This is a genomic window from Parapedobacter composti (assembly GCF_900112315.1).
Taxonomy (GTDB): domain Bacteria; phylum Bacteroidota; class Bacteroidia; order Sphingobacteriales; family Sphingobacteriaceae; genus Parapedobacter; species Parapedobacter composti.
This window is the reverse complement of the sequence record NZ_FOLL01000009.1, coordinates 74451-87296: the sequence shown is the minus strand read 5'-3', so window position 1 is coordinate 87296 and position 12846 is coordinate 74451. Positions and strand designations below refer to the sequence as shown.

Genomic DNA, 12846 nt, shown 5'->3' with positions numbered 1-12846 from the left:
ACGTTTTTAGTATTTTGCATAGGGTTTAAGCTTTTTCTTCAGCTGTTGCCTGGCCACGTGGATGCGGGTTTTGACCGTGCCTATCGGAATCTGGAATTGCTCGGCAATTTCATGGTATTTGTACCCTTCATAATACATGGTAAATGGCAGATAATAGTCGTCAGACAGTTTGGATAACGCCCGCTCAATGTCTTTCATGACAAACTTTCCTTCGGCGTTATTACGCAATGAACTTTTGTATAAATCGGAGGAAGAGATCGTTTCGGTCTTCACCATTATCGCATTGGTTTTGACCTTTCTGCGGTAATAATTAATGAATGTGTTTTTCAATATGGTATACAACCAAGCTTGTAAATTAGTGCCTTCTCTGAACTTGTTGTAATAAGAAAATGCCTTTAGCATCGTGTCTTGAACCAAATCACTTGCATTTTCTGGATCCCTTGTGAAATAACGTGCGTAACTGTTTAATGAACCTACTTCTTGAACCACTTTGTTGCTAAATTCAATCTTATTCATAACTTGCTTAATTAGATAGATTTTCGTCTTATAAAAGATAGAAAGAGCGCACCAAGCCTAACGCGTTTTACAATGACAGCTAAATGCAACGTGCCGGTTTCCCGGTTTTGATTAAGCATTTAAGTTCCCCTTAGCGTCTCTGGCAGAGAGATTGACAAAAAATGGGCTAAAATTGTTTTAATTATTTTAAAAAAGACGGCGGGAGGTGTGTTTTAAAATTAATCCCAACAATTTAAAGGCCTGTCTGTCATCTTGAATACACTAAAATAAAATGTCTATGGAGAAGAGGCATATTTTTTCAGCTACGGGCATCTATACACGGAGACAGTTTGTTTGCCGGCTTTCATGGGCTGGCATTGGTGGTTTAGCCTATGCCGCTTTGCCCGTTGTGGGAGGCTGCGCATCACGGAATAGCAATCAAGCTGAGGAGCAGGTGGCCGATGGGCAAACGGCGGCGGAAGGGGAGCAAAGGCTGGGAATCGCTTTGGTGGGGTTGGGCCAATACAGTGAGGGCCAACTGGCGCCGGCGCTTGAAGAGACAACACATTGTTACCTGGCGGGGATAGTGACAGGTACGCCCAGTAAAATACCCAAATGGCGGCGCAAATATGATATACCGGAATCAAATGTTTACAATTACGAAAACTTTGATGCCATCCGGGAAAATCCGGATATCGACATTGTTTATGTCGTATTGCCCAACGCAATGCACGCCGAGTATACCATCCGTGCCTTACAGGCAGGCAAGCATGTGATTTGTGAGAAGCCCATGGCCGTAACGGTGGAGGAGTGCGATCGGATGATCGGCGCCGCAAGGGAGGCAGGCAAACTGCTTTCTATAGGTTACCGCTTACACTTTGAACCCCATAACATTGAGATGATGCGTTTTGGTCAAGAAAAACGCAAGGGTACAATTAAGCATATCATTGCCGAGAATGGAATGGGAGACGTTGACGGGTGGCGCTTGGATAAAGCACTTGCGGGTGGCGGCCCGTTAATGGATGTGGGAATCTATTGTGTGCAGGCGGCACGTTATACTTTAGGAATGGAGCCGATAGCGGTTACCGCACAAGAAGGGCCAAAAACTGATCCGGAGAAGTTTAAAAATGTGGAAGAATCACTGACTTGGCAAATGGAGTTCCCGGGTGGAATCACAGCATTATGCAAAACGAGTTATTCAGAAAATATGGATATACTTCGAGCTGAGGCCGAACACGGCTGGGCTGCGTTATCGCCGGCATATGCCTACAAAGGAATTAACGGAGAGACATCAGACGGCGAAATGGACTGCATGGAAGTGAATCAACAAGCGCTTCAGATGGACGATTTCGCCAAGGCAATCAAAGACAGCCGGGCTACCCCGGTCCCCGGCGAAATGGGGCGGCAGGATGTCAAGATCTTACAAGCTATTTACCGCGCGATGGAAACAGGACAGCGGATCGAAATCAGCTAAGTATCCCTTGGCTGATAGCATACTCGTTGTGCGACTAATCTATGCGGGGTACGGCGGTAGCCAAGCATTCCATTACCGGAGGGCGTCTAATTTGGCAAGTCGTCGGAGCCGGGTTTCCACTCGCCTAGGAAGTCGTCCAGAGCATCCTCACTCATGTCCAACCAGTCCATTATATGTTGGTACCATGCTGCCGCGCTTTCGAATACGTCCATCAAGTTATCGGTAATATACCGGTGTACGATAAAGGTGAAGCGGTCAATTTCACCGTATTTATTAATGCGCTCCCACTCATAACGGGGGCTTATCGTTTTCAATATCGGGTCCTCCGATTGCAGAAGCTCTAAAATCGTATGAGTGGGATAATGGAAAATGACGACTCTGCCTTTCAATGAAACCGTGCCTGGCTTGATATCGGATAAGATCGTAAAATCAGGAATTTCAAATCGCATGGTATCCCCTCCTCTCTTCATATGTGATTAACAGGTGTAGATGTTATTTGTTGGTTTTTTGGTATACGATAAGTTTCGGCAGTGCAGCGGCATTCATTGATGATGCAGCGGCCGCCGGATGCGGCACCGCTGCCGATGCAAAAAACGCAGACTACAACGTTTTCGTAAATTTAATTGTGTAAACGATTGCATGTTTCGGCGTGCGTTTGTATCATCGTAAGTATTGAATTATAAACTCCAATTATGAATAAGCATCAATGAATGCAGTTTGAAATACTGTTTAAATGACTGCAAGACCCCAGTACGGTAAGTGGATAGCTGCTTGGCTTTTCAGCGCACTAATCATTGTTTCGGTTAAGGCCCAATCCGACACTGATTTTGAAATGATAAGCAATCGCTTGAAGGGCGCGCTGCTGGCGGAACCCGTGGATGCTGGAGTACTGCGGGGCATTGTTGCCGACATGGCTGAGAACGGGACGTGGCCTCATATCAATTACAGTGACACCAGTAGGACCGGATTCGGCCACCAAATCCATCTGCGGAACCTTCTCATGATGGCCAAAGCCTATCAACAGACCGAGGGCGCATATTACCGCGATAAGTCGTTACTATCGGTATTCAAAAAAGCACTGCATCATTGGCTACGCAAAGATTATCGATGCGAGAACTGGTGGTGGAATGAGATAGGTACGCCAGATGCCATGGCGAATATCCTGTTATTGATGTGCGAAGCGTTGGACGCTGATGAGCTCACTGCCGGGCTGGCCATCGCTGGTCGTTCAAACTTTGACGCCTTCGGCGCCCGCCCAGGGGGCGACTTCATCAAAATGGCTGCCATTAATGCAGTGACCGAATTGGTACGGCAGGATACGGCAGCGTTTTCACGGGCCATAAAGACCATGAGCGACCAAATTTATGTTACGGAAGATCGCGGTATCAAACCCGATATGAGTTTCCATCACCGGACAGACGGTGTGCCCTCAACGCTGTCTTACGGTCGTCAATACGTTAGTTCTTTTGCCTATTGGGGTAACATGTTGCGTGGCACCCGATTTGCGTTTGAACCGAGCGCGGTTAAACTGGTTGTAGATTATTACCTCGATGGGATGCGCAAAGCCATGCCTTTCGGACGTTTCGATGACCCCGGTATCAAGAATCGCGACGTCTCCAGGCGATCCGTTTCGATCCAGCGGGATGATCATATCGCTAAACTGTTGGTACGCATCACGGATTATCGGAAAGACGAGCTGGAACAGCCTAACCTGCGTAGCAACCAATATTTCTGGTATTCGCATTATCACTCCCACCAACGGCCATTGTATTTTGCATCGGTACGGATGTACTCCAACCGCTCCAACAACATTGAATCGCCCTACAATGAAGAAGGACTTAAAAATCACTTCTATGCAGACGGCAGTCAGTTTATCTCCCGTACGGGCCATGAATACTTTAACATCTACCCGTCGTGGGATTGGCGTAAAATTCCCGGTACCACCGTGGTGCAGGTAGATACTTTCCCGCATTGGGAGGAGATTGTCAAAAAAGGCACCACATCTTTTGTTGGTGGCGTTTCGGATGGCGAATACGGCGCCACTGCCTTTGATCTATTGAGCCCTCACTCGGGATTGATGGCCCGTAAATCGTGGTTTTTCTTTGACGACGAGATCGTGTGCGTCGGTGCCGGTATCACAGCAGCTGAGGCTCAACCGGTGATGACCACGCTGAACCAGTCGTTATTGTATGGCCCGGTTTGGGTAAAAGGTAAACGTGAAACCCGAGAGCGTGAGCAATGGCTACAAGGTCCTGCATGGGTTAATCACGATAGTATCGGATACATTATCCTGGATGGGAGTAGAATCTGGCTTCGACAGGGCAGGTCTACCGGAACCTGGCGAAGTATTACCCATCAGGCCTCTGCGACGGATGAACCCGTTACGCAACAAACTTTCACGTTGGCCATTGATCATGGCGTAAAGCCACGAGATGCCACATATGCTTATATGGTGCTGCCGGCGATAACCGCGGCTGAAACGAGGGCCTACCTGCGGCAGCAGCCGGTGCAAGTGATAAGCAATTCAAAAAAGCTGCAAGCCGTGTCGCACAATAAGTCGGGTATTCATTTTGCCGTGTTTTACGAACCGGGAGAAGTTACCTTTAGCAATGGGATCCAATTGGCTGCCCATCAACCCGCATTGTTTATGTTGAAATCATCAACCACAGGTATAGCACGAATCGCCGTGGCGGATCCTACGTGCAAGCGAAAATCCGTTACATTTCGGCTACGGCTGCCTTCTGGAGAGGATACTATTACGGTAAATTTACCGACGGGTCAGCGCGCGGGGAAATCAGTTGTTCTTGAGCCTTTAAACGAAAGTAAACTCCAAAAGATAAATGACAATTAACGAGATGATAACAAAACAAAAAATGAGAAGAACCTTGAGTTTAGGATTCATGCTGCTGATAACTACAGTAGCGAGTGCGCAGCACGCAAACAAGTTAGCATTGACCAACACATTTGTAGACAAAAACCTCAGGGATGCAGCCGTACAATACCGTACGCTGATGGGCCGGGTGCCCGAAGGCGTACTGCCCCGCACTTATATAAAGGAAAATGATTCATTGGTTACCGCTAAAAGTAGGTCATGGATATCCGGTTTTTATCCGGGCACGTTATTGTACCTCTATGAATACAGCCGGGAAGCTGACTTGCTGAAGGAAGCAGAGAAGCGGCTTCAACTTTTAGAGCGGGAAAAAGACAATAGAGGCACCCATGACTTAGGATTTATGTTGTATTGCAGTTTTGGCAATGCGCTCCGACTTACCGGTAACACGCGCTACCGGGACGTTTTGCTTACCGGAGCAGAATCCTTGGCCTCCCGCTTCAACCCAACCGTAGGTTGCATACGATCATGGGATCATAACGGTGACAAATGGAAGTTTCCGGTCATCATCGATAACATGATGAACCTTGAGTTCCTGAACTGGGCATCACGCGTATCGGGCAATACTAAATACGTGAATATTTCGAAGACACATGCGAACACTACCCTTGAAAATCATTTCCGTCCCGACAACAGTTCATACCACGTTATCGACTATGATCCGGAAACCGGCGCTGTGCGCAATAAGCACACACATCAAGGCGCCGGCCATGAATCCGCATGGGCCAGGGGGCAGGCTTGGGGATTGTACGGATATACGCTCATGTATAGAGACCTCAAGGACAACGCATACTTAAGTCAAGCACGGAAAATCGCTGCTTTCATTTTGGATCATCCCAACCTTCCTGATGATGGCATACCATACTGGGATTTCAGTGTGTCTGATCCCAATGCACCGCGTGATGCATCGGCTGCAGCTATCACAGCATCGGCCCTACTGGAGTTGTCGGGATATGTAAGCGGGCCGGAAAGCGAGCGCTACCTTAAGGCCGCAGAAAAGATGCTGACAAGTCTTTCATCGCCAGACTATAAGGCCTCGATTGGCACAAATGGCGGCTTCATATTGGAACATTCCACCGGGCACCTGCCGGGAAACAGCGAAATCGATGTACCGTTGTCTTATGCAGACTATTACTACGTAGAGGCACTGATTCGATACAAACAACTGTTAGACGGCTCCGCGGGTATTACCCAAGCAGCGAATGGCCCAAAGTTGCAGAATCCGGTAAACGTAGCTTACTTGAAAAAAACACCTGCGGAAGTCGCAGCCGCGCTTGGTACTTAACAGCGATATTGAAAAACAGCTTAAGCAGCAGCTAAAGGCAGACCCTGTTGTGCAAAATATGTATCAGGCTATCCGGAGGGATGCCGCGGCCATTCATGGTGAGCCGTTGCTGGAGCGAAAACAGATCGGCCGCCGACTTTTTGGCGTATCGCGCGAAATGCTTCGGAGAATCAATATGCCTGGCACCCAGCACCACTCGAATTGGACAGGCATTAAAGGACTCAAACGTATCGAATTGCGTATTCCTCGCTGGACGATGGCAAAAGATGGGGACACACTGAAGATCCGATTGGCCGGCGCTTAACGCCGTATTTGTGGGTAACACCTTCGCCGCGGATGCTGTGGGGTTAGATATCAAGCATCCCAGCGTTTATTAAATAGGACGATTTATTCGGTTTTTGAAACAGGTATACGCATGGAGCGTATACAGTGCTACTGCGGTATCGGACGGAGCGCACTTTATAGCAGTTGGTTTGATTTATGTATGAACGTAAATGGACGCCTGAGAAAAATGTCCAACGTCACATTGCTTAACCGATGGTCTATGAAGAAACTGAATTACGTTGCGTCACCCTGGGCAGCGCACCTGTCCCATCAACTCATCAGCCAAAGGGCAACAATGTTAATGGAAAGGAAGCTTGCGCAGCGAACGATGAATGTGGTGCTTACCGATGATTCGTTGGTTATCACGGTGAATAAACCGGACGCTGTAACGTTCGTGTTCCGGGCGGCTTACACGCCGGCGGGAGATTTCTCACTGGAAAACAGCAAATCAGCGGGTGCAAAGGAAGAGTACATGCTTACGTCGTTACTGGGTAGTTATCGTGTCGCCATTGAAGTGGCAGAGAACGATGATGGCCCGCTTCTGCACTATACCGCTTACTTTACGCCAAGCGAAGATTTTTATCTTCCATATTGGCCAAAAGATATTCTGGCACTTAACGCGGCCGGTGGTTTCGGCGGTACGGATGCTGAAATCCATGTAGAACAGCAAGGGATTCGTAGCGGAATGATTTATTTGAGCGTTAAAAATCCTGGGACTGGCGCTTTGCTGTATTTTCAAAACCTTACTGCAGTAAACGGTTATTGTGCAGATACCGGTACTTCAGTAGCAGACACTGTAAACGGCCAATGGCCGGAGTTCGGCTTTGCATTGCCGGCCGCTGTCGACAAGCCAATGCGGGGTGGCAAGGAATATACCGTTACCGACGCTTTTGTGGTTTATGCCGATAAAGCGCCTCAAGACCAGTTCGAAGTAGCGACGCAGTTTATTGACTTGCTGGCGCACGTTTATATAAACCTACCCAAACCGCCGACCGTGTATCACGATTATCACGATATTGCGGTAAAGGCATGGCGTGAACTCGCTGACCACAAAGGGTGTTGGTCACATCATCAGGGGCACAATTACCTCAATGCTTATGTGTGTGATTACAAGACCCCTCCTGAAATCATGGTTCAACTGGCGGTGCTGCTGCCGCTGAAGGAATACGAGGAATGGGCAGGGGATTCCATACCGTTGTTGGCTGAAATAGAGAAGGGACTTGTTGCTTTTTATGACGAAGACTTAGGGACGGTTCATCGGTGGTTACCATCGGCCCAGCATCAGCTTGATGGCAGCGAAGAACATAAGAAGCCATTAATCATGGATTCTTGGTATTTGCACCATCCATTATTGAACCTTTCCCGTATGGCGTTGCATGGCGACGCGGTGGCCGGTGATCTGCTTTTGAAATCGCTTAATTATGTTATCAAGGTAGCTCATCATTTCGACTACAAATGGCCCATTTTTTACAAAATGGATACGTTGGAAGTGATTAAAGCGGAAGCCAAACCGGGGGCAGGGGGAGAAAAGGATGTAGCCGGTATCTACGCCCACCTGCTGCTGCAAGCGTGGGAGTTTACCGGTGAACGTAAGTACTTTGATGAAGCCAAACGGGCGGCCGACTCTTTAATGGAAGGCGGGTTTGATTTGTTTTACCAAGCGAATAATACGGCGTTCGCAGCCGGTGCGATGCTAAGACTCTGGAAAGAGACGCAGGATAACCGCTACCTCAATTTAGGTTATTTGCTCATGGCGAATATTTTCAAGAACGTAGCATTATGGGATTGCCGGTATGGATACGGAACGCACTTCCCATTGTTCTTTGCCGTATTCCCCCTGAACGATGCTCCATATACGGCGGTCTACGAAGAAATAGAAGTATTTGCAGCTATTCATGATTTTTTGGCCCAAGCGGATGACACACCATTATCGCGGTCGTACGCTTTGCTTCTTGCCGAGTTTGTCCGCTATTCGCTGCATCGCATGGTTTATTATTATCCTACTGTACTACCAAGGGAGATGCTCGCGGATGAGGTGAAAACCGGAGAGATAGATGGCAGCCTTTGGGTTCCATTAGAAGATATTAATCCCGGTTGGGAAAAATCAGGCGAAGTAGGACAGGAGGTATATGGGGCGGGATTCCCGTTTGCAGTTGTGCCAAGACACTATATCAAAATAGCCGGTGGAGCATATCTGCTGTTTATTGAGTATCCGACGGCGGAAATGACCATAGGGAGTAGGCAGGCGGCCTTCAAGGTTTTGGGTGATGGGAGGATGTCTTGCAAATTGTATGCGTTCAAAACAGCCGATAGCGCGCTGTCTGGACTCAGAATCACGGGAAAGCGAGAGGGCCCGCTCGCTTCACATGAGGTGGATTCAACCACCTGTTGGTATGAGGTGCAGGGCGAACAACAAGTGGTAATTGAATGGTAATTAACAACTATTAACTCTATAAACGCAGCGTGTTATGGAAGCAGTGAAAGCAATCTATGAAGAAAAATTGATCCAACCCGTGAAGGGTAAGCGGATTTTGATTACGGGTGGAACGACAGGCATCGGACGTGCAACGGCCTATTTACTGGCGCGGGAGAACCAAGTGATGATTGTAGGCAGGCATCAACCAGAAATGGACGAAGCGCTTCAGGGGTTTCGGCAGCAGGATTATCCCGATGGGAAGCTGGTTGGCAAACTTGGGGATTTGTCCAGTTCGCAAGCCATTGAGAAGCTCTTTAATTACGTAGACGAGACATTCGGTCAACTGGATGTGCTCATCAATAATGCTGGACTGGCCTTTAACAGCGTCCTTGAAGGGGAGTACCGTGACTGGGAGTATATCCTGAAAACGAACTTGTTGGGTTACCTTGCATGCAGCCGGCAGGCAATCGATCGGATGCGTTCTGAGGGAGCGGGACACATCGTTAACATCGGTTCGATGAGTGCAGATGTCCGGGAAAAGGACAGTTCGGTTTACGTAGCAACCAAGTCGGGTATCCAAGGGTTTTCTGAGTCGCTCCGTAAAGAAGTGAACGATTTGGGCATCAAGGTAACCCTCATCGAGCCGGGGGCCGTAGGCACCGATATGCAGCCCCGAGAAGGCCAAGCCGAAAAGGAGGATAAGCTGGAAATGCTAAAAGCGGAGGATATCGCCGTGGCTATCTATTATTGTCTTTCTACTCCGCTCAGATGCGATGTGGTAGAAATGCAGATTCGCCCACATCGGCAGCCGATATAATTATTGCCATAGACATGAGTAGTTTATTCTAGTTTCATTTTTAAATAAAAACAATTATTCAAATGAAAAAGCCAATCGACGCCAAAAGGCATGGAATTATAGATTACGCGTTTACGGGCGTGCAATTGCTGGGCCCGTCTTTATTGGGTATAAACGGGAATGTCAGGAAAACCTATCAGGCCCTGGGTACGGGATTTGCAGCCGTTAATGCGTTCACTGATACACCTGTGGGCCTGAAACCGGTAATTTCCTTTAAGGGGCACCAAAAGGCCGATATTTCGTATTTGTTAGGACTATCCTTGCTGACAGCTTCTTCCATGATTCGGAAAAATAGACGTGCGCTCGCTTTCCATCTCGGCTTTTTTGCAGCGGCGCTCGCGCATTATGTGCTGACAAATTACAACAGTAGAAATTGACGGCGTGGCGATGGCTGTACTGCCGTTGATTTCTCATGTCTCCATCGCTGCGTTCAACGTTCTTTTATTGTTTCGGCCACCGTTATGCTATAGAGCATATGCGCTATGAATAACTGCAGGTAAAAGCGGTCATGCCTGAGGAGAGGGGGATGAGGGTGCAATCTGAACGCGTTGTGCCACCAAATAACAGCTGCTGTGCCGCTGCAAGCGCCCGCAATCAGGCCGGATAATAGGGGCGTTGCATTCTCTCTGTGTTTCCAGCTATTGTGAAAGACGGTTGCCAGACCTAGGCCGAATGAATAATGACATACCCAGCCCGCCGGCCGACTTATTGGGCTGTTTATGGGCAATAATGTACCTTGAAGGAGTTTGCCCAGTAACTGCGGTTCCCTGAAATTGTCGGCGCTCAGGTGGGAAAGAATATAGCTGAACACTGTCATGACACTGGTGCCGAGAAAGCCGGCGAGGGCAATGTGCAATAGTGATTGGCGGTTCATGTTACGCTATTTTGTAACTATAGGCCATAGCCATGCCAAAGGGTCAACCCAACTTGCGAAGTTGGTATGGAATTATTGTTAAAGCAAAGAAAAGCACTATGGTAGCATTAATGGATGGTTACCCTGATCATGTGGTTGCGTACCGGGCCGCAGGGAAGGTAACACAAGGTGAGTATGAACGTGTGGTGATGGCCCGCGTGAATGAAGTAGCCGCTCGTTATGGTAAAATCAATTTCATTGTTTTCTTGGAAACGGGCATGGAAAACTATAGCTTGATGGCGCTTTTCGATTATCTGAAAATCAGTTTTAAGCATTTCAGCAAGTGGAACCGCATGGCTATTGTGCCTGACCAACGTTGGCTTAGGACACTGTACCGGGCATTAAATTTAATAGTACGCGGCGAAATCCGCTGTTATCCGTTAGCAGCATCAATAAAGGCAACCGATTGGGTCTCCAAACCTCTGCCGTGAGCAGAAGCAAGAATTGTGTCGCTCGACTACCATCGTATCGGTTATAGTGAACAACTTATGCGCTTTTCCGTACACTGCAAAATGCAGAAGTGGGTTACCGCTCATCTGAAGGACCAAGCGGCCTATGGAATGGTGGTTGTTTAGCGTTGGGTGGAGTAATGTATTAACGTTTCATCTTTAAATGAGTTATTATGTTTTATCACGAAAAAAAACTGCAGTATCAGGTACGGGTAGATAAGCCCGATCCGCAGTTCGCCCGTTTGTTACAGCAAGCTATTGGTGGTATCGAAGGCGAAATCAGGGTGTGCTTGCAGTACTTGTTCCAAGCATGGGGCGCCCGTGGCCCGGTTAAATACCGCGACATGTTGCTGGAAACGGGTACCGAGGAGATTTCCCACATTGAAATGCTGTGCACCGCCGTGGCGCTTAACCTTGAGGGAGCTAAAGGCGATGTGATAGATGGGGTGGTTGCTGAAAATCCGGTAGTCGAACAAATCATGGGCGGTATGGACCCCAGGCATTACCTGTCGGCGGGGTTGGCGGCAATGGCAACCGATGCCAATGGAGTTCCTTTCAACGGGTCGTGGGTGGTAGCTAGTGGCAACTTGGCCGCCGACATGTATGCCAACGTGATGGCAGAATCAACAGGGCGCACCTTAGCAACGAGACTGTGGCAGTCAACCTCTGATCCGGGTATGAAAGACATGCTTGCTTTTTTGATTGCCCGGGATACGATGCACCAAAATCAATGGTTGGCGGTGTTGGAAGAACTGGGCGGTGTAACAGGGGTACACCCCATACCGAACAGCTTTCCGCGGGAATTGGAAAACCAGGAAGTCAACTATTCCTTCGTTTCAACAAACATCGAGCGTCCGGAGAATCCAGATGCCCGGTGGAGCATGGGTACGTCCATGGACGGAAAGGGCGAGTTTAAGTTCGAACATATACGGGCCATGGGAAATGAGCCCTCGCTGTCTCCTCCCACTAAAGAAGGTTATGCTCAGAAGGAGCAGATGGACACAGCCCCCCCAACCTTAATTGCAGCGTTCCGCCCCAGAGAAAGCAACCGGGGCGGAACGCTTTCTTCAGTCGGCTTGGGAAACCAATAATAATCCATCTTTTACCATTTGCGATAACAGGACATCGGGATACTCCTCGGCAAACGCATCTATACTTGCTGGATTTACTGTTTCGGACTGGGCTGACCAAATCAGTCTGTCGGTTTCTGTACTGTAAAGATTGGTCTCCAGGAAGTATGTTTTATCCGTCACGTAATAGCCGGGATCGTACATGATCGGATGCCAGTAATTGAAATACGAGTAAAATCCGCCGTACCAGTTATACATCGGAAAAGGAGCGTACCGGGTAGTGCCCCGCACATACCGGGTATTGCTCTCCCTGTCAATGAGTGATACGGTAAGGATGGCATCCACCCCCGTTTCTCCTATTCTGCTGAACAGTTCATCGCGAGGTGGAATCTGATGAAAGAAATCCGGAGTAAAAATGTCCGAGCTTTTAACTACACTGATGCCGCGCTGGGCTGCTTTGTCGGCCAGTGCATTTTCCAGCTTGGTGCGCACCTCGATGTTTCGGGTCATTGCTACGACAAGGACACGCTTGTGTTCTCCTGTACTAGCTTCAATAGCAGGATCCTTCCATGAACCCGTGATTCGGGTAGATGTACTGCAGGCGCCTAATACCATAGTAACTATGATTATCAGGCTGCATAACGATGTGGTTTTCATAATACTCATTTTTTACG

General features: G+C 48.4%; 12 protein-coding genes. 9 read left to right on the top strand and 3 right to left on the bottom strand.

Annotated elements, in window-relative coordinates:
• Positions 1 to 6: 6 nt before the first annotated feature.
• Positions 7 to 516 (bottom strand): RNA polymerase sigma factor, encoded by a 510-nt coding sequence (locus BM030_RS10985; protein ID WP_090973647.1) that lies wholly within the window; start codon positions 514 to 516, stop codon positions 7 to 9.
• A 277-nt stretch (positions 517 to 793) separates the two neighbouring features.
• Between BM030_RS10985 and BM030_RS10980 the strand changes: the two genes are divergently transcribed.
• The gene (locus tag BM030_RS10980) at positions 794 to 1969 is read left to right on the top strand and encodes a Gfo/Idh/MocA family protein (protein WP_090973722.1); all 1176 of its coding nucleotides are present in this window, start codon (positions 794 to 796) and stop codon (positions 1967 to 1969) included.
• Between the two features lie 86 nt (positions 1970 to 2055).
• Here BM030_RS10980 and BM030_RS10975 read toward each other — a convergent pair whose 3' ends face one another.
• Complete coding sequence (locus BM030_RS10975; protein ID WP_090973646.1) at positions 2056 to 2439, bottom strand: hypothetical protein; 384 nt, start codon at positions 2437 to 2439, stop codon at positions 2056 to 2058.
• 263 nt (positions 2440 to 2702) lie between these two features.
• Between BM030_RS10975 and BM030_RS10970 the strand changes: the two genes are divergently transcribed.
• From BM030_RS10970 to BM030_RS10930, 8 genes are all read left to right on the top strand, one after another.
• On the top strand, positions 2703 to 4820 hold the full coding sequence (locus tag BM030_RS10970) for a polysaccharide lyase family 8 super-sandwich domain-containing protein (RefSeq protein ID WP_090973645.1): 2118 nt from the start codon (positions 2703 to 2705) through the stop codon (positions 4818 to 4820).
• Positions 4821 to 4842: 22 nt separating this feature from the next.
• Entirely contained in the window at positions 4843 to 6144 is a 1302-nt protein-coding gene (locus BM030_RS10965; RefSeq protein WP_090973721.1) for a glycoside hydrolase family 88 protein, read from the top strand.
• A gap of 49 nt (positions 6145 to 6193) precedes the next feature.
• Positions 6194 to 6448, top strand: coding sequence for a hypothetical protein (locus tag BM030_RS10960; RefSeq protein WP_139215880.1), 255 nt, complete (start codon positions 6194 to 6196; stop codon positions 6446 to 6448).
• Positions 6449 to 6688: 240 nt separating this feature from the next.
• A complete protein-coding gene (locus tag BM030_RS10955) occupies positions 6689 to 8902 on the top strand; it encodes a hypothetical protein (protein ID WP_090973643.1) in 2214 nt (737 codons plus the stop codon).
• A 34-nt stretch (positions 8903 to 8936) separates the two neighbouring features.
• Positions 8937 to 9701 carry an SDR family oxidoreductase gene (locus tag BM030_RS10950; RefSeq protein ID WP_090973642.1) on the top strand — a complete coding sequence of 255 codons (765 nt, stop codon included), beginning with the start codon at positions 8937 to 8939 and terminating at the stop codon, positions 9699 to 9701.
• A gap of 62 nt (positions 9702 to 9763) precedes the next feature.
• Positions 9764 to 10117 carry a hypothetical protein gene (locus BM030_RS10945; protein WP_090973641.1) on the top strand — a complete coding sequence of 118 codons (354 nt, stop codon included), beginning with the start codon at positions 9764 to 9766 and terminating at the stop codon, positions 10115 to 10117.
• 595 nt (positions 10118 to 10712) lie between these two features.
• Positions 10713 to 11084 (top strand): SpoIIAA family protein, encoded by a 372-nt coding sequence (locus tag BM030_RS10935; RefSeq protein WP_170845707.1) that lies wholly within the window; start codon positions 10713 to 10715, stop codon positions 11082 to 11084.
• A 191-nt stretch (positions 11085 to 11275) separates the two neighbouring features.
• Complete coding sequence (locus tag BM030_RS10930) at positions 11276 to 12193, top strand: manganese catalase family protein (RefSeq protein WP_090973638.1); 918 nt, start codon at positions 11276 to 11278, stop codon at positions 12191 to 12193.
• Here the strand turns inward: BM030_RS10930 and BM030_RS10925 are convergent.
• Positions 12170 to 12838, bottom strand: coding sequence for a hypothetical protein (locus tag BM030_RS10925; RefSeq protein WP_211657577.1), 669 nt, complete (start codon positions 12836 to 12838; stop codon positions 12170 to 12172). The genes BM030_RS10930 and BM030_RS10925 overlap by 24 nt on opposite strands.
• Positions 12839 to 12846 lie beyond the last annotated feature (8 nt).

Bases quoted from the DNA above. Each gene is read 5' to 3' on its own strand.
- BM030_RS10985 (WP_090973647.1), bottom strand. From the start codon at position 516: ATGAATAAGATTGAATTTAGCAACAAAGTGGTTCAAGAAGTAGGTTCA.
- BM030_RS10980 (WP_090973722.1), top strand. From the start codon at position 794: ATGGAGAAGAGGCATATTTTTTCAGCTACGGGCATCTATACACGGAGA.
- BM030_RS10975 (WP_090973646.1), bottom strand. From the start codon at position 2,439: ATGAAGAGAGGAGGGGATACCATGCGATTTGAAATTCCTGATTTTACG.
- BM030_RS10970 (WP_090973645.1), top strand. From the start codon at position 2,703: ATGACTGCAAGACCCCAGTACGGTAAGTGGATAGCTGCTTGGCTTTTC.
- BM030_RS10965 (WP_090973721.1), top strand. From the start codon at position 4,843: ATGAGAAGAACCTTGAGTTTAGGATTCATGCTGCTGATAACTACAGTA.
- BM030_RS10955 (WP_090973643.1), top strand. From the start codon at position 6,689: ATGAAGAAACTGAATTACGTTGCGTCACCCTGGGCAGCGCACCTGTCC.
- BM030_RS10950 (WP_090973642.1), top strand. From the start codon at position 8,937: ATGGAAGCAGTGAAAGCAATCTATGAAGAAAAATTGATCCAACCCGTG.
- BM030_RS10945 (WP_090973641.1), top strand. From the start codon at position 9,764: ATGAAAAAGCCAATCGACGCCAAAAGGCATGGAATTATAGATTACGCG.
- BM030_RS10935 (WP_170845707.1), top strand. From the start codon at position 10,713: ATGGTAGCATTAATGGATGGTTACCCTGATCATGTGGTTGCGTACCGG.
- BM030_RS10930 (WP_090973638.1), top strand. From the start codon at position 11,276: ATGTTTTATCACGAAAAAAAACTGCAGTATCAGGTACGGGTAGATAAG.
- BM030_RS10925 (WP_211657577.1), bottom strand. From the start codon at position 12,838: ATGAGTATTATGAAAACCACATCGTTATGCAGCCTGATAATCATAGTT.